This window comes from Roseateles sp. (genome assembly GCF_047654785.1).
In the GTDB taxonomy this organism is placed as follows: Bacteria; Pseudomonadota; Gammaproteobacteria; order Burkholderiales; family Burkholderiaceae_C; genus Pelomonas.
This window is the reverse complement of record NZ_JASGKQ010000002.1, coordinates 896248-922345: the sequence shown is the minus strand read 5'-3', so window position 1 is coordinate 922345 and position 26098 is coordinate 896248. Positions and strand designations below refer to the sequence as shown.

The 26098-nt window shown below is 73.0% G+C and carries 17 protein-coding genes; 10 read left to right on the top strand and 7 right to left on the bottom strand.

Annotation, left to right across the window (positions count from 1 at the left end; translation table 11 throughout):
* The first annotated feature begins 6 nt into the window (after positions 1–6).
* The gene (locus QM788_RS08715) at positions 7–1437 is read left to right on the top strand and encodes a M16 family metallopeptidase (protein ID WP_415661093.1); all 1431 of its coding nucleotides are present in this window, start codon (positions 7–9) and stop codon (positions 1435–1437) included.
* Between the two features lie 34 nt (positions 1438–1471).
* Here the strand turns inward: QM788_RS08715 and QM788_RS08710 are convergent, their stop codons facing one another.
* The 3 genes from QM788_RS08710 to QM788_RS08700 form a co-directional block, all read right to left on the bottom strand.
* Positions 1472–2056 (bottom strand): hemerythrin domain-containing protein, encoded by a 585-nt coding sequence (locus tag QM788_RS08710; protein WP_415661092.1) that lies wholly within the window; start codon positions 2054–2056, stop codon positions 1472–1474.
* Positions 2057–2150: 94 nt separating this feature from the next.
* Positions 2151–2870: a copper homeostasis protein CutC gene (locus QM788_RS08705; RefSeq protein ID WP_415661091.1), complete on the bottom strand. Its 720-nt coding sequence runs from the start codon at positions 2868–2870 to the stop codon at positions 2151–2153.
* Positions 2867–3841, bottom strand: a complete 975-nt coding sequence (locus QM788_RS08700) for an ROK family protein (RefSeq protein ID WP_415661090.1) — start codon at positions 3839–3841, stop codon at positions 2867–2869. Before QM788_RS08700 ends, QM788_RS08705 begins: the two co-directional genes overlap by 4 nt.
* Positions 3842–4199: 358 nt before the next feature.
* Here QM788_RS08700 and QM788_RS08695 point away from each other — a divergent pair, with 358 nt between their 5' ends.
* From QM788_RS08695 to QM788_RS08655, 9 genes are all read left to right on the top strand, one after another.
* Positions 4200–7310 (top strand): TonB-dependent receptor, encoded by a 3111-nt coding sequence (locus QM788_RS08695; protein WP_415661089.1) that lies wholly within the window; start codon positions 4200–4202, stop codon positions 7308–7310.
* 103 nt (positions 7311–7413) lie between these two features.
* Entirely contained in the window at positions 7414–8934 is a 1521-nt protein-coding gene (locus QM788_RS08690) for a tryptophan halogenase family protein (protein WP_415661088.1), read from the top strand.
* Positions 8931–11609 (top strand): beta-mannosidase, encoded by a 2679-nt coding sequence (locus QM788_RS08685; RefSeq protein ID WP_415661087.1) that lies wholly within the window; start codon positions 8931–8933, stop codon positions 11607–11609. The genes QM788_RS08690 and QM788_RS08685 overlap by 4 nt, the downstream gene beginning before the upstream one ends.
* Positions 11610–11632: 23 nt before the next feature.
* Positions 11633–15025 carry a GH92 family glycosyl hydrolase gene (locus QM788_RS08680; protein ID WP_415661086.1) on the top strand — a complete coding sequence of 1131 codons (3393 nt, stop codon included), beginning with the start codon at positions 11633–11635 and terminating at the stop codon, positions 15023–15025.
* A gap of 201 nt (positions 15026–15226) precedes the next feature.
* Positions 15227–16222 (top strand): LacI family DNA-binding transcriptional regulator, encoded by a 996-nt coding sequence (locus tag QM788_RS08675; protein ID WP_415661085.1) that lies wholly within the window; start codon positions 15227–15229, stop codon positions 16220–16222.
* A 34-nt stretch (positions 16223–16256) separates the two neighbouring features.
* The gene (locus tag QM788_RS08670) at positions 16257–17495 is read left to right on the top strand and encodes an AGE family epimerase/isomerase (RefSeq protein WP_415661084.1); all 1239 of its coding nucleotides are present in this window, start codon (positions 16257–16259) and stop codon (positions 17493–17495) included.
* Entirely contained in the window at positions 17488–18414 is a 927-nt protein-coding gene (locus QM788_RS08665; RefSeq protein WP_415661083.1) for a carbohydrate kinase family protein, read from the top strand. Before QM788_RS08670 ends, QM788_RS08665 begins: the two co-directional genes overlap by 8 nt.
* A 37-nt stretch (positions 18415–18451) precedes the next feature.
* Positions 18452–20878, top strand: a complete 2427-nt coding sequence (locus QM788_RS08660; protein ID WP_415661082.1) for a GH92 family glycosyl hydrolase — start codon at positions 18452–18454, stop codon at positions 20876–20878.
* 57 nt (positions 20879–20935) lie between these two features.
* Positions 20936–22207, top strand: a complete 1272-nt coding sequence (locus tag QM788_RS08655; RefSeq protein WP_415661081.1) for a sugar MFS transporter — start codon at positions 20936–20938, stop codon at positions 22205–22207.
* A gap of 21 nt (positions 22208–22228) precedes the next feature.
* Here QM788_RS08655 and can read toward each other — a convergent pair whose 3' ends face one another.
* The 4 genes from can to QM788_RS08635 form a co-directional block, all read right to left on the bottom strand.
* Complete coding sequence (gene can / locus QM788_RS08650) at positions 22229–22900, bottom strand: carbonate dehydratase (protein ID WP_415661080.1); 672 nt, start codon at positions 22898–22900, stop codon at positions 22229–22231.
* Complete coding sequence (locus QM788_RS08645) at positions 22897–23820, bottom strand: pyridoxal-phosphate dependent enzyme (protein WP_415661079.1); 924 nt, start codon at positions 23818–23820, stop codon at positions 22897–22899. The genes can and QM788_RS08645 overlap by 4 nt, the downstream gene beginning before the upstream one ends.
* Positions 23817–24995: an isovaleryl-CoA dehydrogenase gene (locus tag QM788_RS08640; RefSeq protein ID WP_415661078.1), complete on the bottom strand. Its 1179-nt coding sequence runs from the start codon at positions 24993–24995 to the stop codon at positions 23817–23819. Before QM788_RS08640 ends, QM788_RS08645 begins: the two co-directional genes overlap by 4 nt.
* 126 nt (positions 24996–25121) lie before the next feature.
* Positions 25122–26018 carry a LysR family transcriptional regulator gene (locus tag QM788_RS08635; protein WP_415661077.1) on the bottom strand — a complete coding sequence of 299 codons (897 nt, stop codon included), beginning with the start codon at positions 26016–26018 and terminating at the stop codon, positions 25122–25124.
* Positions 26019–26098: the final 80 nt, after the last annotated feature.

Genomic DNA, 26098 nt, shown 5'->3' with positions numbered 1-26098 from the left:
GACGCCATGAAAAACACCGCCGCCATCCCGTCCTTCCGTCTCGGCGCCCTCGCCGCCGCGCTGGCCCTGGCCGGCGCCGCGCAGGCCGCCACCGTCGCCCTGCCCGCCGAGCTGCCGCCGTTCGGCCAGGACAAGCCGCTGGCCGTGCCCAAGATCACCCAGCAGACGCTGCCCAACGGCCTGCAGGTCTGGGTGGTGCCGCGCCAGGGCATCCCGCGCGTGGACTTCGTGCTCGCCGTGCGCGGCGCCGGCTACGGCGCCGACGCGCCGGACGCCCCCGGCCGCGCCAAGCTGCTGGCCGGCCTGCTGACCGAGGGCACCGCCACGCGCAGTTCCCGGCAGATCGCCGAGGCCGCGCAGGCCATGGGCGGCGCGCTGGGCGCGGCGGCCGGCAACGACGGCATCAGCCTGTTCGGCAACGCGCTGGCCTCGCACGCCGCCGGCATGGCCGCGCTGCTGGCCGACGTGGCCCGCCACCCGGCCTTCCCCGGCGGCGAGGTGCAGCTCGCCCGCACCAACGCGCTGCAAGGCCTGAAGGCCGCCGGCACGCAGCCGGGCTTCCGCGCCGCCCGCGCGCTGGACGGCGCCATCTACGGCGGCCACGCCTACGGCCGCACGCAGGAGACCGAGGCCGCCATCCAGGCCGTCACCGCGCCGGGCCTGCGCGCCGAGCACGCACGCCGCTTCCGCCCCGACCGCGCGCTGCTCGTCATCACCGGCCGCATCGGCGCCGAGCAGGCGCTGAAGCTGGCCCGCAGCGCCTTCGGCGACTGGCGGGCCGGCGGCGACCCGCTGCCCGACCTGCCCGCCCCGGCCGCCGCCAGGCCCGTGCAGCGCCTGCTGCTGGAGCGCCCCGGCAGCGTGCAGGCCACGCTGCGCCTGGGCAGCCCCGGCATGGCCGCCAGCGACGGCGAGCAGGTCGCGCTGCGCCTGGCCAGCACCGTCATCGGCCAGGGCTTCTCCAGCCGCCTGAACCAGAACCTGCGCGAGGACAAGGGCTACACCTACGGCGCCCGCGCCGGCGGCCAGTCCTGGCGCGTCGGCGGCGCCATCACCGGCGGCGCCGACGTGCGCAACGAGGTGGCCGGCGCGGCGATGGCGGAATACGTCAAGGAATACCGCCGCCTGGGCGCCGAGCCCGTGCCCGAGGCCGAGCTGGCGATGAGCAAGCGCTACATGGCCGGCAGCTACCTCGTCAGCACCCAGCTGCAGGGCTCGCTGGCGCGCCAGTTGGCCGGCAACTGGCTGGTGGGCCTGCCGGCCGACTTCCTCGGCAAGTTCGTGCCGGCGCTGCAGCGGGTCAGCGCCGCCGAGGTGCAGGCCGTGGGCAGGAAGTACTTCAACCCCGACGAGCAAAGCTGGGTGGTCGTGGGCGACCCGGCCCAGATCGCCGGGCAGCTGAAGGCCTTCGGCGAGTTCACGACGGTCAAGCCCTGAGCGCCAAGCGGCGGCGGGTTGCCGCGGCCGCCGCTCAGCGCGTGCGCTGCGGCGCGCTCCGGCCGCGCAGCTGTGCGCCGGCCCGGGCGCTGCCGCGCGTCGCCGGCTTGTCGGCGGCCGGCCTGGCGGGCCGGACCAGGCCGGTCGCCCGCGATACCGCCAGGCTCTCGAACTCGTCCGCGTAGTGCTTGCGCATGCGCACGATCTCGCGCTGGTACCTGCGCCCCAGCTGCTGCTTCTTCGCATCCGACAGCAGCCGGCCCGCGACCTGGAAGAACTTCGATTCCTCTTCCTTCAGGTGGTGGCGCACCTTGAAGCTGAGCGTCTTCGCGGTGGCGATCCAGCCGTCCTGCTGCTTGTTGCGCACCGACAGCTCGTCCAGCAGCTCGTCCACCTCGTGGTGCTCGTGCAGCGCATGCCGCGAGGCGTCCAGCCCGCCGTCCTCCATCAGCAGCGGCACGTACAGGTGGCGCTCCTCGGCCGCGGCGTGGGCCATCAGCTCGACCTTCAGCTGCAGGAACAGCAGCTGGCGGGCGGCCATGTCGCCTCGGGAGGCGGTGAGCTTGCGGCAGAGGTCGCGCTGCAAGTCGTGGCTTTCACGGATGGCATCGAAGATCATGGTCGTCTCCTGACGGCGGGCCGGTGGCGGGCATTCTGCGAAGCCGGCGGCGCCCGGGTCTGTCGGACAAGGCCGCGTCGGCGCCCGCCGCCGCTCAGGACTCGTGCAGCCGCGCCTTCAGCGCCCGCACCCGCTCGGCGCAGGTCTGCATGCCGGCCGGCGGCGCGAAGCCGAAGGCCACCAGCGCGGCCGCCGGGGCCGGCGCCGGCACGCGGCAGGAGGCGTGGACCTCGCGCACGCCGGTCGCGCGCAGCAGCTCCCGCACGTTGTCGGCGTGGATGCCGCTGCCGGCCAGCACGACGATCCGGCCCCGGCTCTGCGCGACCAGCGCGGCCAGCCGGGCGCTGCCGGCGCCGGCTGCCGGCGCGCCGCCGGAGGTGAGGATGCGGTGGAAGCCCAGCGCGACCGCCGCCTCCAGCGCGGCCGCCGGGTCGCGCACCAGGTCGAAGGCGCGGTGCAGCGTCAGCTGCAGCCCGTCGGCGCGCCGCGCCAGGCGGCCCAGCATCGCCAGGTCGAGATCGCCGTCGGGCGTCAGCGCGCCGAGGGCCACACCCGCCAGCCCGGCATCGGCGGCGCGCTCGATGTCGCCCAGCATGACCCGCTCCTCGCCGGCCGAGTACACGAAGCCGCCGCCGCGCGGGCGGATCAGCGCGATGGCCGGCAGCGGCCGCCGCGCGGCCTCGGCCATCAGGCCGGCGGACGGCGTGAGGCCGCCCAGCCCCAGGCTGCTGCACAGCTCGATGCGGTCCGCGCCGCCAGCCTGCGCCGCGTCCAGGCCCGCCACGTCGTCGACGCAGACCTCCAGCAGCCTCATGCCGGGCCCGCCGCGAAAGCATGGGCGGCGCCCACCAGGCCGGCCTGCTCGCCCAGCAGGCCCGGCACGACCAGCGGGCCGTCGCTGGCGCGCAGGATCTGCCGGCGCACCGCCGCGTCCAGCGCCGCGACGAGCTCGGGGCAACGTCCCAGGCCGCCGCAGACGGGCACGGCGCTGGCGCCGGTCAGGTTGACGACCAGCGCCAGCGGGCCGGACACCAGCGCCAGGTAGGCGCGCACCGTGGCGCCGGCGCGCGGCTCGCCCGCGCGCCAGGCGTCCAGGATGGCGCGGCTGGCCGGCGCGGCCGGCAGCGCCGGATGCAGAAAAGCGTGCAGCCGCTCCAGCCCGCGCGCGCCGCCCACCGTGTCCAGGCAGCCGGCCTGGCCGCAGCCGCACGGGAAGCGGGGCAGCCGGACGGGCGGGCCGTCGCCGGTGTCGAGCAGCGCCTCGTTGACGATGGGCCCATGCCCCCATTCGCCCGCGAGGCCGCCCGCGCCACGCACCAGCCGGCCGTCGACGACCAGCCCGCCGCCGACGCCGGTGCCGAGCACCGCGCAGAACACCACGCCGTGGCCGGCGCCCGCGCCGGCATGGGCCTCGGCCAGCGCCGCGCAGTGGGCATCGTTGGTCACGGCGACCGGCATCGCCAGCCGCTCGGCCAGCGTCCGGGCCAGCGGCCGCGACGCCAGGCACGGCAGGTTGGCGGCGGCGACGTGTCCGGTCTGCGGCGACACGACGCCCGCGATGGCGATGGACAGCGCCGCCGCCCCGGGGCCGGCCCGGCGCACGGCGCCCTCCAGCGCGGCGCAGAACGCCGCCCAGTCGCCGGCCGGCGTCGGCAGGCTGGCGAGCAGCTCGCAGCCCTGTCCGGCGCGCCAGCGCGCCAGGCGGATGTAGGAGCCGCCGATGTCGGCCACCAGCAGCTCGCCGGGCGGCTGTTGCGGGAGCGGGGAGCGCTCGGGAGTCGTCATGCCGGGTCTTCCTGTGGCGGCGGCGGCGCCGCGCGAAGCGCGCAGTCTGCGGCGGCCCGCATGCCCGGCGCAAGCGCGGCATGGCGCCCGCAGGCAGCGTTTACTAAAGCAACACTAAACAGCATCACAACGATCAAAGTTTGTTGGAGCGGCGCCCGTTCATTTGTATAAATTTTCCTGGGTGAGATGCGAATCTCATCACCGGCGGATGACGTATTTCCTTGTTTAGTAATCCAAGGGTTACCCCCAGGTTACAAGGCCAACGACGACGCCGGATCGAGGTCGCCGCCCGCACTGGGTCCGCGCATGGAGCATCGATCAAACAAGCCCACCGATAGGGCAGCCTAGGAGACAACACATGACAGCCGCCGTCAGCCACCGTCCCGTTTCCCGCCTCCGTCCCCGCTTCCGGGCCACCCCCATCGCCTCGGCCGTCGGGCTGGGCCTGCTGGCGCTGGCCGGCGGCGCCCAGGCGCAGGCCCAGGCCGAGCAGCAGGCCAACCCGGCCCAGCTCGACGCGGTCGTCGTGACCGGCTACCGCTCGTCCATCGAGAAAAGCCTGTCGCAGAAGCGCAATGCCGACGCCATCGTCGACGTGATCACCGCCGAGGACGTCGGCAAGTTCCCCGACAAGAACGTGGCCGACGCGCTGCAGCGCGTGCCCGGCGTCATCATCGACCGCAGCGGCGGCGAGGGGAAGAACGTCAGCGTGCGCGGCCTCGCGGCGGAGCTGACGCTGACGCAGCTGAACGGCAACTACGTGGCCACCGCCGAGTCCAACGGCGACCCGACGCGCTCGTTCAACTACATGCTGATGCCGTCGAACATGCTGTCCAGCGCGGAGCTGTTCAAGACGCCCGAGGCGCGCCTCGACGAGGGCGGCGTCGGCGGCACCGTGATCCTGCGCACGCGCCGGCCGCTGGACGTGAAGTCCGGCACCGGCTTCGTCTCCGTCGAGGGCACCTCGGCCGACACGACCGGCAAGACCGACGGCCAGTTCTCGGGCCAGTACGCCTGGCACGACGAAAGCAAGCGCCTGGGCGTGCTGGTCGGCTACACGCAGCAGAAGCGCACGACGCGCACCATGGGCGCCAGCACCGAGAACTGGCAGTGGTACGCCGACGACTACGCGACGCACCCGGCGGTCGACGTGAACGGCCGGCCCTCGGGCCTGACCTCGCGCTGGTGGGGCCAGTCCGGCTTCAACGACCAGAACGGCAAGTACTACACCAACTTCATGATGCCGACCTCGGTCAACCTCGAGGTCAAGAACGAGGCCCGCGAGCGCAAGGGCGGCCAGCTGACCGTGCAGTTCAAGCCGGTGGACCAGCTGACGCTGACCGGCAACTACTTCCGCTTCGACCTGTCGCAGAACTCGCAGACCAACATGCTGAAGGTGCCGGAGTGGGGCATCGCCCGCTACAAGCCCGACGGCAATTGGGCTAGCGGCCGCATGCTCGACGGCCTGAGCTTCGACCCGAGCGGCACCATCGTCACCGGCGCGAACTACAGCATCCACCCGGGCAAGACCTACTACTGCAGCGAGGCCCAGGCCGCGGCGGCCGGCCTCCAGCCCGGCGGCTGGGGCCCGGACGACTGCACGATTCCCACGCCGCAGATCACCGGCAGCTACAACCGCGAGCGGTCGCGGTCGCAGACGGCCGACTTCGAGGCCGACTGGCGCGGCGAGACGCTGGACGTCAGCGTCAAGGCCGGGCGCACCTGGGCCAAGGGCGGCCCGGAGCTGCAGTTCACGATGCCGATCAAGCCGCGCATGCAGAACACGGACGGCAGCTGGGCGCTGGGCAACACCGCCAGTTCCTGGAGCACCGCCGGCACGCCGACGATGACCTTCTCGCCAGAGCTGATGGCCAACCTGGCCAAAGGCATCGGCGAGATCGACCTGGGCTCCACGTCGTCGTCCTGGACCAAGAACGGCACGCACCAGAACTACGCCCAGGCCGACTTCACCTGGCACGTGGACGGCAGCTGGCTGGACTCGGTGCTGTTCGGCGTGAAGCTGCGCGACGGCGGCACGAGCCGCAGCACCGGCAACAACTACTGGGTGTGCCAGGGCGCCGACCCGTCCGACTACAGCAAGCGCTACCAGGCCGAGTGCAACGATGCCAACCGCGGCAAGCTGCAGACGGGCTTCCTGTACGGCAATTCGCTGGACCACCTGGCCGGCGGCTTCAACGCCAGCGCCTTCCCGGCCATCGACTACCCGGCCTACATCGCCTACCTGAACCAGACCTACGGCGCGATGCAGACCCGCAACGAGGACAACTTCGTCTATCACGTGGACGAGAAGATCCGCGCGGCCTATGTGCAGGCCAACATCCGCACCGACCGGCTGCGCGGCAACGTGGGCCTGCGCTTCGTGCGCACCAAGCAGCACGCCGATTCGACGGACCAGATCACGACCTACAACGACTACTACTACAACGCCCCCGGCGCCGCCCCCCAGCCCTGCCTGAAGAATGACCCGGTGCCCGCGGGCGCGCCGACCGGCACCAACTGCGGCAGCGAGGGCTACTGGCGGCTTCCGGACCAGGTGGGGCGCCCCGAATCGTTCGCGGTCAGCGCGCTGGACCGCAGCTACACCGACGTGCTGCCGAGCATCAACCTCGCCTACGACCTGAGCAAGAACGTCGTGCTGCGCGCGGCGGCCTCCAAGGTGGTGGCGCGCCCGGGCTACAACGACATCGCCGCGCCCGGCGGCCTGCAGTACTACAGCCAGGAGTACGTCGAAGACCGGCGCCTGACCGGCGGCGGCGACCAGCAGGGCTGGTTCGGCAGCGGCAGCAACAAGAGCCTGCAGCCCTACAAGGCCACGCAGTACGACCTCGGCGTGGAGTGGTACTTCCACCGCGGCTCGGTGCTGGGCGTCAACCTCTTCCGCAAGAACGTCAGCAACTTCACGGTGCCGGTGCAACTGGATCTGCCCATGACGGTCGCCGGCAACCTGGTGACGGTGCAGAACTACAAGACCAGTGCCGGCGGCCGCAACGGCGTGTCGCAGGGCATCGAGCTGTCGGCGCAGCACACGCTGGATTTCGGCCTCGGCTTCCAGTTCAACTACACCTACAACAAGACCAACCAGGCGGCCATCACGCTGGAGGACGGCACGGCGCTGGGTACTTCGCCGCTGGTGGGCAGCGCGAAGAACCAGGCCAACCTCACGGTGTTCTACGAGACCGACCAGTACCTGCTGCGCGCGTCCTACAACCGCCGCGGCGTGGTGGTGAACGGCCTGGTCAACGGCGTGAACGCCTACCAGGAGCCCTACAGCCAGATCGACGTGAACGCGGCCTACAACTTCAGCAAGCAGCTGAGCGTGACCGCCTCGGTGCTGAACCTGACCAAGCAGGAATCACGCTCGCACCTGGGCAATGACACCAAGGACCGCTTCTATGCCAGCGGCTACGCCGGCCGCATCGCCTACATCGGGCTGAACTACAAGTTCTGACCCGGCACCGCCCCCGCCCCGGCCGCCGCGGCCGGGGCTTCTCCTTTTTTCCAGCGGCGCCAGGCTGCCCTCCGGCCGGCCACCGCTTTCTCGGGATGTCGCCATGAACACGCACGACCGGATCGGCAGCATCACGATCGTCGGCGGCGGCAGCGCGGGCTGGATGGCCGCGGCCGCGCTGGCCACCTACCTGGGCCGCGGCGCCACGGTGCGCCTGGTGGAGTCCGAGGAGATCGGCATCGTCGGCGTGGGCGAGGCCAGCGTGCCGCACATCCGCGCGTTCAACGGCCAGACGCTGGGCATCGACGAGGCCGAGTTCGTCCAGCGCACCCGGGCCACGGCCAAGCTGGGCATCCAGTTCAACGACTGGGGCCGCATCGGCGACAGCTACCTCCACGGTTTCGGCACCCTCGGCCGCTCGCTCGGGCCGCTGCCCTTCCACCAGCTGTGGCTGAAGCTGTTCCTGGCCGGCCGCGCGGCACCCATCGGCGCGTACTCGCCGCAGACGGTGATGGCGCCGCAGGGCCGGTTCGCGCCCGGCGACCCGCAGGCGCCGCCGCACTCGCCGCTGGCCGACATCGCCTACGCCTACCACTTCGACGCCGGCCTGTACGCGCGCTTCCTGCGCGAGCTGGGCGAGCGCCGCGGCGTGCAGCGCATCGAGGGCAAGGTGGTGCGCGTGAACCAGCGCGCGGACGACGGCTTCATCGAGTCGCTGCTGCTGGAGAGCGGCGAGACCGTCGGCGGCGAGCTGTTCATCGACTGCTCGGGCTTCCGCGGCCTGCTGATCGAGCAGACGCTGCGGACCGGCTACGTGGACTGGACGCACTGGCTGCCCTGCGACCGCGCGGTGGCCGTGCCGAGCGCGGGCGCCGGGCCGCTGACGCCCTACACGCGCGCCACCGCGCGCGCGGCGGGCTGGCAGTGGCGCATCCCGCTGCAGCACCGCGTCGGCAACGGCTATGTGTACGCCAGCCGGCACCTCGGCGACGACGAGGCCGCCGCCACGCTGCTGGCCCAGCTCGACGGCCCCGCGCTCGCCGAGCCGCGCCTGCTGCGCTTCACCACCGGCATGCGCCGCCGCTTCTGGCACAAGAACGTCGTCGCGCTGGGGCTGGCCAGCGGCTTCCTGGAGCCGCTGGAATCCACCAGCATCTACCTGGCGCAGTCCGGCATCACGCGGCTGCTGGACCTGTTCCCGCGGCGCGACTTCAACCCGCGGCTGGTGGAGCGCTTCAACCGCGAGTCCGCGTTCGAGTACGAGCGCGTGCGCGACTTCCTGATCCTGCACTACCACGCCACCGAGCGCGACGACACGCCGTTCTGGCGCGGCTGCCGCACGATGGACATCCCCGACAGCCTGCAGGAGGCGCTCGACCTGTTCCGCAGCGACGGCCGCTACTTCCGCCACGGCGAGGATTTCTTCGCGCTGCCGAGCTGGGTGCAGGTGATGCTGGGCCAGCGCATCCTGCCGCGCGGCTACCACCCGATGGTGGACGAGATGCCCGAGGCCCGGCTGGCCGAACACGTGGAAGGCGTGCGCACGACGCTGGCGCAGGCCGTCGCGACGATGCCGACGCACGGCGACTGGATAGACCGTCACTGGAAGGCCCCCGCACCATGAGCACGCAACCCTTTTTCCGGCGCCTGGCGGCCTGGCTGCCCGGCCTGCTGTTCGCCGCCGCGTCGTCGGCGCTGGCCGCGCCGGCGGACCGCCTGGTCATCGGCCAGGGCTGGAGCTTCCGGCTGGCGCCCGGCAGCACGCAGGCCGCCGCCCACCCCGAGGCGCTGCCCTGGCACGCCGCCACCGTGCCGGGCACGGTGCACACCGACCTGCTGGCGCAGCGCCTGATCCCCGACCCCTACGTCGGTGCGCCCGAGGCCGGCCTGCAGTGGATCGGCCTGGCGGACTGGGAGTACCGCACCCGCTTCGACGTGCCGCGCGCCGCGCTGGCCCGCGCGCGCAGCGAGCTGGTGTTCGAAGGCCTGGACACCTTCGCCGAGGTCTACCTGAACGGCGAGCGCGTCCTCGACGCGGACAACGCCTTCCGCACCTGGCGCGTGCCGGTGCACGGCCGGCTGCGCGCGGCGGGCAACGAGCTGCGCATCGTGCTGCGCTCGCCGATCGCCCGGCTGCTGCCGGCCGTGCAGGCCATGCCGCACCGCATCGCCGGCAACTACCCGTCGCCCTACGGCGACGAGCCGCGGGACGCGATGACCGGCAACTTCGTGCGCAAGCCCGGCTACCACTACGGCTGGGACTGGGGCCCGCGCTACGTGACCGCCGGCATCGGCCGGCCGGTGCTGCTGCAGAGCTGGGACACGCTGCGCATCGCCGACCTGCAGCTGCGCCAGGACCACGTGGACACGGCCCGCGCCGACGTGGTCGCGGTGGCGGCCATCGATGCGCTGCGCGACGGCGCCGTGCCGCTGCGCCTGTGGCAGACCGCGCCCGACGGCCGGCGCACGCTGGCCGCGCAGCGGCGCGTCGCGCTGCACGCGGGCGCCAACCGCGTCGAGCTGCCGCTGCGCATCGACGCGCCGCAGCGCTGGTTCCCGGCCGGCTACGGCGACCAGCCGCTGTACCGCTTCGAGCTGGAGGCCGGCGAGGCCCGGGCCAGCGCCCGCACCGGGCTGCGCCGCATCGAGCTGCGCCGCGACGCCGACGCCACCGGCCGCAGCTTCCACTTCGCCGTCAACGGCATCCCGGTGTTCGCCAAGGGCGCCAACACCATCCCGTTCGACATGTTCCAGCCGCGCGTGACGCGCGAGCAGCTGCGCCGCGTGCTGCAGTCCGCGCGCGACGCGAACATGAACTTCCTGCGCAGCTGGGGCGGCGGCTACTACGAGAGCGACGACTTCTTCGACCTGGCCGACGAACTCGGCCTGCTGGTCTGGCAGGACTTCATGTTCGGCGGCGGCATGCAGCCGGCCTGGGACGACGCCTTCCGCGCCAGCGTCGTCGCCGAGGCGCGCGACCAGGTGCGCCGGCTGCGCAACCACCCCAGCATCGCCCTCTGGGGCGGCAACAACGAGGAAGAGATCGCCTGGAAATACTGGGGCCACGGCAAGGCGCTGAAGGAGGCCGACCCCGCGTTCGCCGAGCGCGTCTGGCAGGGGTATGTGCAGCTGTTCGACCACGACCTGCGCCAGGTGGTCCGCGAGGAGGGCGGCGGCATCGCCTACTGGCCCAGTTCGCCCAGCGACGACATGGCCGAGGCCGCCAATATCGCCAGCAGCGGCGACATGCACTACTGGGAGGTCTGGGGCAACCCGGCGCACCCGCCCAGCCAATACCTGGAGGTCACGCCGCGCTTCATGTCCGAATACGGGCTGCAGGCCTGGCCGGTGCGGCGCAGCATCGACGCCTTCGCGCCGCGCGGCGAGCAGGCCGTGGACGCGCCGGTGATCCGCGCGCACCAGAAGTTCCTGGCCGGCGAGGGCAACGAGCGCCTGCTGCACTACATCCGCATGGAGTTCGGCGAACCGGCGGATTTCGACGACTTTGTCTACCTGAGCCAGGCGATGCAGGCCGAGGGCATCGGCCTGGCCGCGCGCCACCACCGCGCGAGCCGGCCGCACACCATGGGCTCGCTGTACTGGCAGCTCAACGACGTGTGGCCCGGCGCGTCCTGGTCCAGCATCGACTGGTTCGGCCGCTGGAAGGCGCTGCACTTCCACGCCCGGCGCTTCTTCGCGCCGGTGGCGCTGGCCGCGCTGCGCGGCGCCGACGGCCGCACCGCCGTCAGCCTGCTGAACGACCGCACCCGGCGCGTACGCGGCGAGCTGCGGCTGCGCCTGATGACACTGGACGGCCGGGTGCTGCGCGACGAGCGCCGGCCGGTCGAGGCCGCGCCGCTGTCCGCCGCCGCGCTGGCCAGCTACCGCGACGCCGAGCTGCTCGGCGGCGCCGACGCGCGGGCCACGGTCGCGGTGTTCGAGCTGCAGGCCGACGGCGAGCCGGCGTCCCGCGAGGTGGTGTACTTCGCCCCCGCCCGCGAGCTGGCCTGGCGCCCGGCCGGCCTGCGCGCCGAGCTGCGCCGGGACGGCAGCGGCCATGTGCTCGACCTGAGCGCCGCCACGCTGGCGCGCGCCGTGTGGATCGACTTCGGCGACCTGGACGCCGAACCCGCCGACAACGCGCTGACGCTGCTGCCCGGCGAACGCATCACGCTGCGCGTGTCGTCGTCCGCCGGCAGCGCCGCGCTGCGGGCCGCGCTGCGCGTCCGCGCGCTGGCCGACACGCCGCGCGCCCTGCCTTCCCCACCCTCTCCGACCCCGAACCCGTCCGCCCCGTGACGCCGATGCCGACGCCGATGCCCATGCCCTTCCGCCTCCCCACCCGGCCCCGGCGCGCGCTCGCTGCCGCCCTGCTGCTCGCCGGCACGGCCGCCGGCGCCGCCGCGCCGCACCCGCACTTCTTCTCGTCGTTCGAACCCGGCGAGCCGCTGCCGGCCACGCCCACGGCCGAAGGCCTGCGCGTGGCGCCGGGCGACGGCCCGCAGCACCCCTACGCCGCCAAGGCCCGGGCCGGCTACAGCGGCGCCCGCGCGCTGCACTACCAGGCCGACGGCGGCGGCGGCCGGCTGCGGCTGTTCCCGGTCGACCTCGTGATCGGCGACGACACGGCGCTGTCGTGGAAGGTGCTGCCGGAGATCGTCGACGGCGACGCGGCCGCGTCCACCGGCGTCTCGCTGGACCTGGTGCTGGACGGCGGGCAGCGCCTGTCCGACACCGCGCTGCGCGACCAGCACGGCGCGCAGCCGGGCGCGGCCGCGCAGGCGCGCTCGAACACGCTCTACCCGCAGCAGTGGGCGCACAAGCTGGTGCGGCTGGGCGCGCTGAAGGGGCGGCGCATCGTCGCCGTCGAGCTGGAGGTGCGGCCCGGCGCCGGCGGCCGCGCCAGCGGCTGGCTGGACGACGTGGCCATCGCCGAGCAGCCGGCCGGGCGCGCCGGGCGGCCGTCCGACCGCGTGCTGACGACGCGCGGCACGCAGTCCAGCGCCGCGTTCTCGCGCGGCAACAACATCCCCGCCACCGCGATGCCGCACGGCTTCAACTTCTGGACGCCGGTCACGAACGCGGGCACGCTGGGCTGGCTGTACAGCTGGAGCGAGCGCAACGGCGCGGACAACCGCCCGCGGCTGCAGGCGCTGTCGCTCAGCCACCAGGCCAGCCCGTGGATGGGCGACCGCCAGACCTTCCAGGTGATGCCCTCCGCCGCCGCCGGCCGCCCCGACGCGGACCGCGAGCGCCGCGCGCTGCCGTTCTCGCACGAGCACGAGCTGGCCCGGCCGCACACCTACCGCGTGGACTTCGACAACGGCATCCGCGCCGAGATCGCGCCCAGCGAGCGCGCGGCGCTGTTCCGCTTCCGCTTCCCGCGCGACGGCGACGCCAACCTGCTGTTCGACAACGTCGACGCCCGCGGCGGCCTGACGCTGGACGCCGCCACGCAGACGCTGCACGGCTACACCGACACGCGCAGCGGCCTGTCCAACGGCGCGACGCGCATGTTCGTGTTCGCGCGCTTCGACCAGCGCTGGATCGACGTCGGCCGCCTCGACACCGGCCGGCCCACCGGCTACGTCAAGTTCGCGCCCGGCGACGGCGGCGAGGTGCGCATGCGCATCGCCACCTCGCTGATCTCGGTCGAGCAGGCGCGCCGCAACCTCGAGCAGGAGATCGGCAACGACGGCTTCGACACCGTGCGCGAGCGCGCGCAGGCCGCGTGGGACGCGCTGCTGGGCCGCGTGCAGGTGCAGGGCGCCAGCGACGACCAGCTCGCCACCGTGTACGGCAACCTGTACCGGCTGTTCCTGTACCCCAACGTCGCGCACGAGAACGTCGGCAGCGCCGCGCGCCCCGACTGGCGGCACGCGGACCAGAGCAGCTGGTCCGACCGGCGCACCGGCGGCGACGCGCTGCACACGGCGGCGCCGGTGCTGCCCGGCAAGGTCTACGTCAACAACGGCTTCTGGGACACCTTCCGCACCACCTGGCCGGCCTACTCGCTGCTGGCGCCGCAGCGCGGCGGCGAGATGATCGACGGCTTCCTGCAGCAGTACCGCGACGGCGGCTGGGTGTCGCGCTGGTCGTCGCCGGGCTATGCGGACCTGATGGTCGGCACCAGCTCCGACGTGGCCTTCGCCGACGCCTGGCTGAAGGGCGTGCGCGGCTTCGACGCCCGCCTGGCCTACGAGGCCGCGCTGCGCAACGCCACGGCCGCCGCGCCGGTGCCCAACGTCGGCCGCAAGGGGCTGGCGCAGTCCCAGTACCGCGGCTACGTGGACCTCTCGGTCCACGAAGGCCTGTCCTGGACGCTGGAGGGCGCGCTGAACGACTTCGGCCTGGCGCAGTTCGCCACCGCGCTGGCCGGCGCCGAGCGCGACCCGGCGCGCGCACAACGCTACCGCGAGGAGGCCGGCTACTTCCGCGCCCGGGCGGCGGGCTACGCCCACCTGTTCGACCCCGCCACCGGCTTCTTCCGCGGCCGCGACGCCCAGGGCCAATGGCGGCAGCCGGCCGCCAGCTTCGAGCCGCGCGTCTGGGGCGGCGACTACACCGAGGCCAACGCGTGGAACTTCGCCTTCACCGTGCCGCACGACGCCGCCGGCCTGGCGACGCTGCTCGGCGGGCGCGAGGCGCTGGCGAAGCGGCTGGACGAGTTCTTCGCCACCGCCGAGACCGGCGAGGCCCGCTACGCCGGCAGCTACGGCAAGGTCATCCACGAAATGATCGAGGCGCGGGACGTGCGGCTCGGCATGTATGCGCACAGCAACCAGCCCGCGCACCACATCCCGTGGATGTACGTCGCCGCCGGCCAGCCGTGGAAGGCGCAGCGCATCACCCGCGAGGTGCTGCGGCGGCTCTACATCGGCAGCGAGATCGGCCAGGGCTACCCGGGCGACGAGGACAACGGCGAGATGTCCGCCTGGTATCTGTTCGGCATGCTGGGCCTGTACCCGCTGCGCATGGGCGCGGCGGAGTACGTGATCGGCTCGCCCGCCTTCGAGCGCGCCGACCTGCGCCTGGAGAACGGCCGCACGCTGAGCGTCATCGCCCACGGCAACGGCGACGCCAACGTCTACGTGCAGTCGCTCACGCTCAACGGCAAGCCCTGGCCGCGCGCGTGGCTGCGGCACGAGGACATCGCCGGCGGCGGCACGCTGGAGTTCGTCATGGGGCCCGAGCCGTCCGCCTGGGGCAGCGGCGCGGACGCGCTGCCCGGGTCGCTGACCGCGCCGGGCGCCTGGCCCGAGGGCCTGGACGACGCCACGCCGCGCGCGGCGGCGGTCACGCACGACGGCGGCCGCCCGGCGGGCGCGCTGGTGGACGACGACGCGACCACCACGCTGCCGCTGCGCGCGCGGGCCAGCGTCGAGCTCGCCTTCGCCGCGCCCACGGCGGCCAGCCACTACACCCTCACCGGCGGCGCCGTGCCGCCGCGCCCGCTGGGCTGGACGCTGGAAGCCCGCGACGGCCGCGGCCGCTGGACCGTGCTGGACCGGCGCCGCCACGAGCGCTTCGACTGGCCCGCGCAGCTGCGCCCCTTCCGCATCGCCAGCCCCGGCGCCTACCGCGAGTACCGGCTGCGCTTCGACGGCGGCGCGGCCTTCGAGCTGGCCGAGCTGGAGCTGCTGGCGCCCGGCCCCGCGGGCCAGGCGACCCGGCCCGCCGGCGAGCGGCCCCAGTTGTTTAGTAAATCCAGCTAAAGACCGCCCGCCCAGCCCATTCCGATTGACGCTGAAAAACCCGGAGGCTATAAAAATGCCCAGTAACCATCGGGTGGCGCTCGCACCGATCCCTGCCCGGACGCCTCGTCGATGCGTTTAATAAAACAGACAACGGAGACCCATCCTTGATGTCCTTGATGCCGTCGCGCGCATGCCGCGCCGGGCCCAGCGCCGGGGAGGATGGCCGTGGGCCAGGTCACCATCCGTGACATCGCCGACGCGACCGGCCTGTCGGTCGGCACCGTGTCGCGCGCGCTGAAGAACCAGGCGGGCATGACCGAGGCGACGCGCACCAAGGTGCGCGAGGCGGCGCTGCGCATGGGCTACGACTTCTCGCAGCTGAAGAAGGGCCGCATCCGGCGCATCGCCTTCCTGCTGCACAGCCAGCACAACACGCTGGCCTCCAGCCCCTTCTTCTCGCCGGTGCTGCACGGCGCGGAGGCGGCCTGCCGGCGCGAGGGCATCGCGCTGTCCTTCATCGTCGTGGGCCCCGCGGAGCCGGTGATGGAGCAGATCCGGCTGCACCAGCCCGACGCCATCCTGTGCGCCGGCTTCTTCGAGCCGGAAGTGCTGGCCGCGCTGAAGCAGACCGGCAAGCCCATGGTGCTGGTGGACATGCAGCGCCGCGGCTTCACCTCGGTCAACCCGGACAACGCGCTGGGCGGCTACCTCGCCACCCGGCACCTGCTGCGCAGCGGCCGGCGCCGCATCGCCATGCTGTCGGGCTCGCTCGCGCACTTCAGCATCCAGCAGCGCAACCGGGGCTTCCGCCGCGCGCTGTTCGAGGCCAAGGTGCATGCCGACCCGGAGCTGGAGGTCATCGTGCCGCAACTGGGCGATGGCGACGACGGCGTCGCCGAGGCCATGCGCAGCCTGCTGAGCCTGCCGCGGCGGCCGGACGCCGTGTTTTGCTACAACGACAGCACCGCGCTGGTGGCGATGAAGCACTGCCTCGGCGCCGGCCTGAAGATCCCCTTCGACATCGCCGTCGTCGGCTTCGACGACATCAGCGCCGCGGCCGCCGCGATCCCGCCGCTGAGCACGGTCCACGTCGACAAGGAGCAGCTCGGCGCCACCGGCGTGGACCTGCTGCTGCACCACAAGCCCGAAGAACCCGCCGCCGAGATGACGCTGCCGGTCGAAATGATCGTGCGCGAAAGCAGCTGCGACGAGTAGCGCCCCTCTCCCGCCCACCCCTGAACGCCCCGCCATGCCCCAGCTCCAGCCCCCCCTCCCCGACTTCCGCGCCCGGGCCGTGCTGCTCGACCACGCGCGGCACACCATGGGCTTCTACCACCCGCGCTGCATCGACCCCAGCGGCGGCATGTACCACTTCTTCAAGGACGACGGCAGCGTCTACGACCCGCGCCAGCGCCACCTGGTCAGCAGCACGCGCTTCGTGTTCACCTACGCGATGGCCTACCGCCACTTCGGCGACCCGGCCTACCTGGACGGCCTGCGCCACGCGCTGCGCTTCGTGCGCGACGCGCACCGCGACACGGCGCACGGCGGCTACCTCTGGCTGCTGGACTGGCACCCGGGCGAGCACGCCGTGCTGGACGGCACCAAGCACGCCTACGGCCACGCCTTCGTGCTGCTGGCCTGTGCGCATGCCGTGATGGCCGGCGCGGACGAGGCCCGCCCCTGGCTGGCCGAGGTCTACGACGAGCTGGAACACCGCTTCTGGGATGCGCAGGCCGGCCTGTACGCCGACGAGGCCAGCCGCGACTGGCAAACGCTGTCCGGCTACCGCGGCCAGAACGCCAACATGCACGCCTGCGAGGCGCTGCTGGCCGCCGCCCAGGCCACCGGCGAGGCGCGCTACCTGGAGCGCGCCTACACCGTGGCCTACAACATCACGCAGCGCCAGGCCCAGCGCTGCGGCGGCCTGATCTGGGAGCACTACGACGCGCAGTGGCAGCCCGACTGGCGCTTCAACATCGACGACCCGGCCAACCTGTTCCGCCCCTGGGGCTACCAGCCCGGCCACTTCACCGAATGGGCCAAGCTGCTGCTGCTGCTGGAGGCGCGCGGCGGCGCGCTCGGCAAGGACCTGGGCTGGGCGCTGCCCACCGCCGAGCGGCTGTTCCGGACCGCGATGGACAAGGGCTGGGACGCCGCGCACGGCGGCCTGGCCTACTCGCTCGCGCCGGACCTCAGCGTCTGCGACGCGGACAAATACTTCTGGGTGCAGGCCGAGAGCGCCGCCGCCGCCGCGCTGCTGGCCACGCGCACCGGCGACGCGGGCTACTGGGACGACTACCAGCGCCTGTGGGCCTACAGCTGGACGCACTTCGTCGACCACCAGCACGGCGCCTGGTACCGCATCCTCGACGGCCAGAACCGCAAGCTCAGCGACGAGAAGAGCCCCGCCGGCAAGGTGGACTACCACACCATGGGCGCCTGCTACGACATCGCGGCCGCGCTGAAGGACGGCGGCCATGCATGACGCGCCGCTGATGCTGTGCGCCGGCGAGGCGCTGACCGACCTGATCGACCAGGGCGACGAGCGCTGGGTCAGCCGCGTCGGCGGCTCGGTGTGGAACGTCGCGCGGGCGCTGGCCGCGCTGGGCGAGCCCACGGCCTTCGCCGGCGCCGTCAGCCGCGACCGCTTCGGCGACGCGCTGTGGGACGCCAGCGAGGCCGGCGGCCTGGACATGCGGCTGATGCAGCGCATGTACCGCTCGCCGCTGCTGGCGGTCGTCGAGCGCGGCGAGCCGCCGCGCTACTTCTTCATCGGCGACGACAGCGCCGACCTGCACTTCGACGTCGAGGCCCTGCCCGGCGGCTGGTCGCGCGCGCTGCGCTGGGCGCATTTCGGCGGCATCAGCCTGGCGCGCGAGCCGCTGGCCGGCCGGCTGGTGGCGCTGGCCGAGCAGCTGAAGGCGCAGGGCGTGGCCATCAGCTACGACCCGAACTACCGCAACCTGATGGACGAGCGCTACACGCCCACGCTGCAGCGCATGGCCGCGCTGGCCGACGTGATCAAGGTGTCCGACGACGACCTGCGCGGCCTGTTCCCGGGCCTGGCGGTCGACGAGGCGCTGCGCCGGCTGCGCGCGCTGAACCCGCAGGCGCTGTGCCTGCTGACGCGCGCGGAGGCGGGCGCCAGCCTGTTCTGCGGCGGCGAGCGCTGCGACGCGCGCGCGCCGCAGGTCGACGTGGTGGACACCGTGGGTGCCGGCGACGCCAGCGCCGCCGGCCTGCTGCACAGCCTGCACCGCCACCCCGGCCGCCCGCTGCAGGCCCACCTGCACGCGGCGCTGGCGGCCGGCTCGGCGGCCTGCACCCAGGCCGGCGCGACGCCGCCCGGCCCCGACATCACGAACCGCCTGTTCGACAGGCTGCAAGCCGGCCCGGCCGCGTGACCACGCACCCGCCGCCCCCTACCAGGAGACGCTCCCGATGCCCACCCTCACCTCCCGCGCCTGCCGGGCCGGCCTGCTGGCGCTGTGCCTGGCCGCCGCGCTGCCGCTGCGCGCGCAGCCGGCCGACCCGATGCCGGTCAACACCTTCATCGGCACCCAGGACGAAGGCAACACCTTTCCCGGCGCCTCGGCGCCGTTCGGCATGATCCAGGTCAGCCCCACCGGCGATCACTACACCGGCTGGCGCTACGGCGACCCGCGCATCCGCGGCTTCGGCCACTCCTACGTGTCGGGCGCCGGCTGCTGGGAGCAGGGCGGGCAGCTCCAGGTGCTGCCGGTCACCGGCCGCATCGGCCCCGGCGGCGACTTCGACACGGCCAAGGCCGAGAGCTTCGACTACAAGCGCTACGCCGCCGAGTACCGCCACGAGGGCGAGGTCGGCCAGGCCGGCTACTACAAGGTGCAGCTGACCAGCTACGGCGGCATCACCGCCGAGGCCACCGCGCTGACCCGCGCCGCCGCCGAGCGCTACACCTTCGCGGCCGGCACGCCGGCCGGCCACCTGCTGCTCAACCTCGGCCAGGCCAACCAGCGCCATTCGGTCGTCGGCAGCGAGGTGCGCGTGGTGGACGGGCGCAGCGTCGAGGGCAGGATCGTCACCAAGAGCTTCTGCGGCGGCGCGCAGTACACGACCTGGTTCCGCATGGTCTTCGACCGCGCCTTCACGGCCCACGGCATCTGGGACGAGCACGGCGGCAAGCCCGGCGCCAAGGGCCCCAGCCAGCAGGGCGAGGCGCGGCCGCACGGCGTGTGGCTGACTTTCGACCTGAAGGACGGCCCGGCCGTGACGGCGGTCAGCGCGATCTCGCACGTGGACGCGCAGGGCGCGCGCAACAACCTGCAGGCCGAGGGCCTGGCCGGCGGCCGGCCGCTGGCCTTCGACGCGATGCGCGAGCAGGCCCAGGCCGCCTGGCGGCGCGAGCTGGGCAGCGTGCGCATCGAGGGCGGCAGCAGCGACGACCGCACGGTGTTCTACACCGCGCTCTACCACGCGCTGCTGCACCCGATGACCGGCAGCGATGCCGACGGCCGCTACCGCGGCTACGACGACGGGATCCACACCGCCAAGGGCTGGACCTACTACGAGTACTTCTCGCTGTGGGACACCTACCGCACGCAGAACCAGCTGCTGGCGCTGCTGCGCCCGGAGCGCTCGCGCGACATCGCGAACTCGGTGCTGAAGATCCGCGAGCACAGCGGCTGGCTGCCGCGCTGGGGCTACGCCAACTTCGAGACCAACATCATGACGGGCGACCCGGCGACGCCCTTCCTCGTCGACCTGTGGCGCTTCGGCGCGCTCAAGGGCCGCGAGCGCGAGGCCTACGCGGCGCTGCGCGACAACGCCTTCGGCGTGCCGCCACAGCGCATCCGCGCCCAGGGCCGCTCCGGCAACCCCAGCTACCTGGCCCAGGGCTTCGTGCAGTTCGACCGCGGCTTCGTCGCCAAGGGCATGGACACCGACCCACACCACGGCGCGTCCGCCACGCTGGAATACGCGCTGGCCGACAGCGCGCTGGCCGTGATGGCCCGGGCGCTCGGCCACGCGAAGGACGCGCAGCTGCTCGACCAGCGCGCGCTGAACTGGCGCAAGCTCTGGGACGCGAACGCCGTGGACGCCGGTACCGGCCTGCGCGGCTTCCCGCGCCCCCGGCTGCTGGACGGCAGCTGGTTCGCCGACCTGGACGGCCGCTACGACCCGCGCGCGGAACGCGGCTTCCACGAGGGCACGGCCTGGCAGTACCAGTGGATGCCCCGCCACGACATCCCCGGCCTGATCGCGGCCATGGGCGGGCCGGCCCAGGCCGCGCAGCGGCTGGACCACTTCTTCGACTACCCCGCGCTGCAGGCCGACCCGGCCGGCGCCGTGCGCAAGTCCTGGGTGGTGGGCCCGTACAGCTACTACAGCCAGTTCCGCTACAACCCCAACAACGAGCCCGACCTGCACGCGCCGTGGACCTACACGCTGATCGGCCAGCCCTGGAAGACCACCACCGTGCTGCGCGCGGCGGAAACGCTGTTCGGCAACGCGCCCAACGGCGTCACCGGCAACGACGACCTGGGCACCATGTCCGCCTGGTATTTGTTCAGCGCGCTGGGCCTGTACCCGGACACGCCGGGCAGCGGCCGCTTCCTGCTGCATGCGCCGCGCTTCGCGCGCGCCGAGATCGACCTGGGCACCGGCCGCACGCTGCGCATCGAGGCGCCCGGCGCCGCGCCCGGCGAGCGCCGCTTCGTGCAGTCGGTGACGCTCGCCGGCAAGCCGGTCGGCCAGGTCTGGCTGAGCTGGGAGCAGCTGCAGGCCGCCGGCACGCTGGGCTTCACGCTCGCGGCCCAGCCCGACACCCACGGCTGGGGCACGCACCCGCGCGACCTGCCGCAGCCCCCGGCCGGCCTCGTGCCGTAGCCTCCCGCCACGAGAAGCGCCCCTGCCGGGCGCAACAGACATTCAACAGGAGACGACATGGCCAACATGGCACACAACACGGCGGCGGCCGTGCCGCAGGACGGCGCCGGCGCGCAGGCGGGCGGCGGCGGCAACACCGGCCCGCTCGTCATCGTCACGCTGCTCTTCTTCATGTGGGGGCTGATCACGTCGCTGAACGACGTACTCATCCCGCACCTGAAGGCGATCTACACGCTGAGCTACGTGCAGGCCATGATGGTGCAGTTCTGCTTCTTCGGCGCTTACTTCGTCGTGTCGCTGCCGGCGGGCGCGCTGATCCGCCGCATCGGCTACCAGAAGGGCGCCGTGGCCGGCCTGCTGGTGGCGGCCGGCGGCTGCGCGCTGTTCTACCCGGCGGCCTCCTCCGGCTACGGGCTGTTCCTGTTCGCGTTCTTCGTGCTGGCCTCGGGCATCACCATCCTGCAGGTGGCGGCCAACCCCTACGTGACCGTGCTCGGCCCGGCCCGCACCGCCTCCAGCCGGCTGACGCTGACGCAGGCCTTCAACTCGCTGGGCACCACCATCGGCCCGGCGATCGGCGGCGTGCTGATCCTGTCGTCCGCCGGGGCGGCTGTGGCCGGCGCGGCGGCCGAGGCGGCCAGCGTGCGCGGCCCCTACCTGGCGCTGGCCGCCGCGCTGGCGGTGCTGGCCGTGCTGTTCCTGGCCGCCCGGCTGCCGCAGATCGCCGATGGCGACGACGTGCCGCTGCCCGGCGAGGCCCACGGCTCGGCCTGGGCGCACCGCCACCTGGTGCTGGGCGCCATCGGCATCTTCCTGTACGTGGGCGCCGAGGTCAGCATCGGCAGCTTCCTGATCAACTTCCTCGGCGAGCCGCGCATCGCCGGCCTGTCGCACGCCGACGCGGCGCACTACGTCAGCATCTACTGGGGCTGCGCGATGGTGGGCCGCTTCATCGGCTTCGCGGTGATGCGCGTCGTGAGCCCGGGCAAGGCGCTGGCCTTCAATGCGCTGGCCGCCATCGCGCTGGTGCTGGTGGCCGTGTTCGGCAGCGGCAGCGCGGCGGTGTGGGCCATCCTCGCGGTGGGCCTGTGCAACTCCATCATGTTCCCCACGATCTTCAGCATGGCGCTGCACGGCCTGGGCCGCTACACGGGCCAGGGCTCGGGCATCCTGTGCATGGCCATCGTCGGCGGCGCGATCGTGCCGTTCGCGCAGGGCGCGCTGGCGGACGGCTTCGGCGTGCAGGCGTCCTTCCTGCTGCCGGCCGCCTGCTATGCCTTCATCCTGTACTTCGGCGCCAAGTACGCCCGCATGTACGCGGCGCAGTAACGACCGCCGGCCGGCCCCGGCTCAGGCCGGGTGCCGGGCCTTCACCAGCGCCAGCGCGCGGCGGTAGGCCGGATCCACGTCGGCCGCGCAGGCCGCCGTCAGCGCCAGGTCCTCCAGCAGGCCGTTGTGCAGGCCGTAGACCCAGCCGTGCACCACCACGTCCTGGCCGCGCGCCCAGGCGTCCTGCACGACGGTGGTGTGGCAGGCGTTGCGCGCCTGCTCCAGCACGTTCAGCTCGCACAGCGCGTTGACGCGGTGCGGCTCGGGCAGGCTGTCCAGCCAGGCCTGGTGCATGTGGCGCACGTCCTGCACGTGGCGCAGCCAGTTGTCCACCAGGCCGACGCGCAAGTCCTTCAGCGCCGCGATGACGCCGCCGCAGTTGCTGTGGCCGACGACGATGACGTGGCGCACCTTCAGCTGGTCCACCGCGAACTGCATGACGGACAGGCAGTTCAGGTCCGAGTGGACGACCACGTTGGCCACGTTGCGGTGCACGAACAGCTCGCCCGGCAGCAAATCCACCAGCTCGTTGGCCGGCACGCGGCTGTCGGCGCAGCCGATCCACAGGTATTGCGGCGTCTGCTGCTTGAGCAGTCGCGAGAAGAAGCCGGGCTCCCGCGCCTCGGTGTCGGCGGCCCAGCGCTTGTTGTTGGCGAGCAGGTCCGGCAGGGTGTCGTGGGGAGGCGTCGTCATGCGGGCATTGTCGCGGGAGCGGCCCAGGAACGGAGCAGTTCCAGCGACACGCCCATGCCGCCGCAGACCTCGACGAGAACCCGGCTGAAACCGGCGGCGTGGCGGTCCACGGCCGCCAGCGCCGCGCCGCAGGCGGGCTCGACGAGCACGCGCTGCGCGTCCGCGAAGCGCAGGCAGGCGGCGGTGGCCTCGGCGTCGCCGACCTGCACGGCCAGCGTCGGGTGTGAGCCCGCGCGCTCGAAGGCCTCGGCCGCCACGCGGCGCGCGCCCAGCGAGGTGGCGATGGACGTGATGGCCGGCAGCGCGACCCATTCGCCCGCGCTCAGGCTGGCCTGCAGGCTGGCGGCGCCATGGGTTTCGACGGCGATGACGGGCACCTGGTGCAGGCCGTGGCGGCGCAGCCCTTCGACGATGCCGCAGAACAGCCCGCCGCCGCCCACCGCCGTGACGACGGCATCGAACGCGACGCCGGCCGCGACGACCTCGTCGATCAGCGTCGAGTGCCCGGCCCACAGCAGCGGGTGGTCGAACGGATGGACATAGGCGGCGCCGCGCCCGGCGGCGAGCGCCACGGCGAACCCGTGCGCCTCGTCCCACACCGCGCCGTGGCGCAGCACCTCGGCGCCGCGCGCGGCCAGCCGCTCGGCCACGGCCGCGCTGCTGCTCATCGGCAGCACGATGGTGGCGGGCAGGCCGAGCGCCGCCGCGGCATGCACGGCCGCGAAGCCCGCGTTGCCGCCGGACGCGCAGACGATGGCCCGCGCCCCGTCCGCCGCCGCCTGCTGCACCAGCCGCCCCACGCCGCGCAGCTTGAAGCTGCCACTGGGCTGCAGCGCGTCCATCTTCAGCCAGACCTCGGGGTGGCCGAACAGCCCCGGCGGCGCACGCAGCAGCGGCGTGTCGACGTGCAGCGGCCTCACATCGTCTCCGCGAACAGCTCCCGCCCGATCAGCATGCGGCGGATCTCGCTGGTGCCGGCGCCGATCTCGTAGAGCTTGGCGTCGCGCCACAGCCGGCCCAGCGGGTAGTCGTTGATGTAGCCGTTGCCGCCGAAGATCTGCACGCCCTCGCCGGCCATCCAGGTGGCCTTCTCGGCCGTCCACAGGATGACGCTGGCGCAGTCCTTGCGCACCTGGCGCACGTGCTCCGCACCCAGCAGGTCGAGGTTCTTGGCCACCGTGTAGGCGAAGCTGCGCGCGGCCTGCAGCACGGTGTACATGTCGGCCACCTTGCCCTGGATGAGCTGGAACTCGCCGATGCTCTGGCCGAACTGGCGGCGGTCGTGGATGTAGGGGACCACGTTGTCCATCACCGCCTGCATGATCCCCAGCGGCCCGCCGGTCAGCACCGCGCGCTCGTAGTCCAGCCCGCTCATCAGCACCTTGGCGCCGTTGTTGACGCCGCCCAGCACGTTCTCGGCCGGCACCTCGACGTCCTGGAACACCAGCTCGCCCGTGTGCGAGCCGCGCATGCCGAGCTTGTCGAGCTTCTGCGCGATGCTGAAGCCGGGCATCTCCTTCTCGATCAGGAAGGCCGTCACGCCGCGTGCGCCCAGCTCGGGCTCGGTCTTGGCGTAGACGACCAGCGTGTCGGCGTCGGGGCCGTTGGTGATCCACATCTTCGTGCCGTTGAGCACGTAGCAGCCGCCCTTCTCTTCGGCACGCAGCTTCATGCTGATGACGTCGGAGCCCGCGCCCGGCTCGCTCATCGCCAGCGCGCCGACGTGCTCGCCGCTGATGAGCTTGGGCAGGTACTTGGCGCGCTGCGCGTCGTTGCCGTTGCGCTTGATCTGGTTCACGCACAGGTTGCTGTGCGCACCGTAGCTGAGGCCGACCGAGGCGCTGGCGCGGCTGATCTCCTCCATGGCCACCATGTGCGCCAGATAGCCCATGTTGGCGCCGCCGTAGGCCTCCGGCACGGTGATGCCCAGCACGCCCAGCTCGCCCATCTTGCGCCACAGGTCCATCGGGAACTGGTCGCTGCGGTCGATCTCGGCGGCGCGCGGGGCGATCTCGGCATCGGCAAAGGCGCGCACCGCGTCGCGCAGCGCGTCGATGTCGTCGCCGAGCTGGAAGTTCAGGCCGGGCAGGTTCATGCGGAGTCTCCTGGGTGGGCCCGGCCGCGATCCGCTCGCGCGGGCCTGCAGGGCGGGTCGATTGACGTGAACGTCAACTGTAGCAACCTCCGGGCACCGATTGACGTTCACGTCAACCACGGCGCGTCACCCACTCGCGTCGGCGGGCTGCGGCAGCAGGCGGCGCACCAGCGGGTGGGCGATCTTCTTGTCGGTGCCCACGGCGTAGAAGGACTCCTCCACGCCGGTGCAATCGCCCACGTGCACGAGGCCGTCGCGCTGCATGAGCTTGTCGCCCATCAGCGCGGCCGCCGGGAACACGCCCATGCCCGCCGCGCCGAAGGTGGCCAGCAGCGCGCTGTCCTCGAACTCGCCGGCCACGCGGGCGCGCACGCCGTGGCGCTCCAGCCAGTGGTCCAGCCGCCCGCGCACGGCGGCGTGCGACGTGGGCAGCAGCAGCGGCACGCCGGCCAGCGAGGCGGGGAAGTCGCGCTGGGCCTCGGCGGCCCAGCGCGGCGCGGCGAACCAGGCCATGGGCGAGCTGCCCAGCGCATGGCTGTAGACGCGCAGGCTGGGGTTGGGCGGCGCCGGGCGGTCGGCCAGCACCACGTCCAGCCGGTGCAGCGCCAGGTCGCCGAGCAGGTCGTCGAACTCGTCCTCATGGCACAGCAGGCGCAGGTGCGGCGTGTCGATGATGGGCTGCAGCAGCCGCTGCACGACGAGCTTGGGCAGCCCGTCGGAAATGCCCACCGCCAGCCGCACTGCGGGCGCCGTGGCCGCGTCGCGCACCCGCCCGGGCAGCTCCTCGCCGAGCGTGAAGATCTGCTCCGCCATCTCCAGCGCGGCCTGGCCGGCCTCGGTCAGCGCCAGGCCCCGGCCGGCCGGCTTCAGCAGCGCCGCGCCCAGCGACTGCTCCAGCTCGCGCACCTGGGTGGAGACGGTCTGCACCGACAGCCCCAGCCGCTCGGCCGCGCGCGTGAGCCCGCCCTCCTTGGCCACCGCCCAGAAGTAGTACAGATGCCGGTAGCTGAAGCTCATACTCATGGTCAGGATGCAAGTTATGCGGAAGTATCTTTCCGTGATTCTCTGCTTTTTTATGCAGGGACACCCGCCTAGCCTGCCGG

What these genes read in the sequence shown, in the direction of transcription:
- QM788_RS08715 (WP_415661093.1), top strand. Translation starts at nt 7, where the DNA reads ATGAAAAACACCGCCGCCATCCCGTCCTTCCGTCTCGGCGCCCTCGCC.
- QM788_RS08710 (WP_415661092.1), bottom strand. Translation starts at nt 2,056, where the DNA reads ATGATCTTCGATGCCATCCGTGAAAGCCACGACTTGCAGCGCGACCTC.
- QM788_RS08705 (WP_415661091.1), bottom strand. Translation starts at nt 2,870, where the DNA reads ATGAGGCTGCTGGAGGTCTGCGTCGACGACGTGGCGGGCCTGGACGCG.
- QM788_RS08700 (WP_415661090.1), bottom strand. Translation starts at nt 3,841, where the DNA reads ATGACGACTCCCGAGCGCTCCCCGCTCCCGCAACAGCCGCCCGGCGAG.
- QM788_RS08695 (WP_415661089.1), top strand. Translation starts at nt 4,200, where the DNA reads ATGACAGCCGCCGTCAGCCACCGTCCCGTTTCCCGCCTCCGTCCCCGC.
- QM788_RS08690 (WP_415661088.1), top strand. Translation starts at nt 7,414, where the DNA reads ATGAACACGCACGACCGGATCGGCAGCATCACGATCGTCGGCGGCGGC.
- QM788_RS08685 (WP_415661087.1), top strand. Translation starts at nt 8,931, where the DNA reads ATGAGCACGCAACCCTTTTTCCGGCGCCTGGCGGCCTGGCTGCCCGGC.
- QM788_RS08680 (WP_415661086.1), top strand. Translation starts at nt 11,633, where the DNA reads ATGCCCTTCCGCCTCCCCACCCGGCCCCGGCGCGCGCTCGCTGCCGCC.
- QM788_RS08675 (WP_415661085.1), top strand. Translation starts at nt 15,227, where the DNA reads ATGGCCGTGGGCCAGGTCACCATCCGTGACATCGCCGACGCGACCGGC.
- QM788_RS08670 (WP_415661084.1), top strand. Translation starts at nt 16,257, where the DNA reads ATGCCCCAGCTCCAGCCCCCCCTCCCCGACTTCCGCGCCCGGGCCGTG.
- QM788_RS08665 (WP_415661083.1), top strand. Translation starts at nt 17,488, where the DNA reads ATGCATGACGCGCCGCTGATGCTGTGCGCCGGCGAGGCGCTGACCGAC.
- QM788_RS08660 (WP_415661082.1), top strand. Translation starts at nt 18,452, where the DNA reads ATGCCCACCCTCACCTCCCGCGCCTGCCGGGCCGGCCTGCTGGCGCTG.
- QM788_RS08655 (WP_415661081.1), top strand. Translation starts at nt 20,936, where the DNA reads ATGGCCAACATGGCACACAACACGGCGGCGGCCGTGCCGCAGGACGGC.
- can (WP_415661080.1), bottom strand. Translation starts at nt 22,900, where the DNA reads ATGACGACGCCTCCCCACGACACCCTGCCGGACCTGCTCGCCAACAAC.
- QM788_RS08640 (WP_415661078.1), bottom strand. Translation starts at nt 24,995, where the DNA reads ATGAACCTGCCCGGCCTGAACTTCCAGCTCGGCGACGACATCGACGCG.
- QM788_RS08635 (WP_415661077.1), bottom strand. Translation starts at nt 26,018, where the DNA reads ATGAGTATGAGCTTCAGCTACCGGCATCTGTACTACTTCTGGGCGGTG.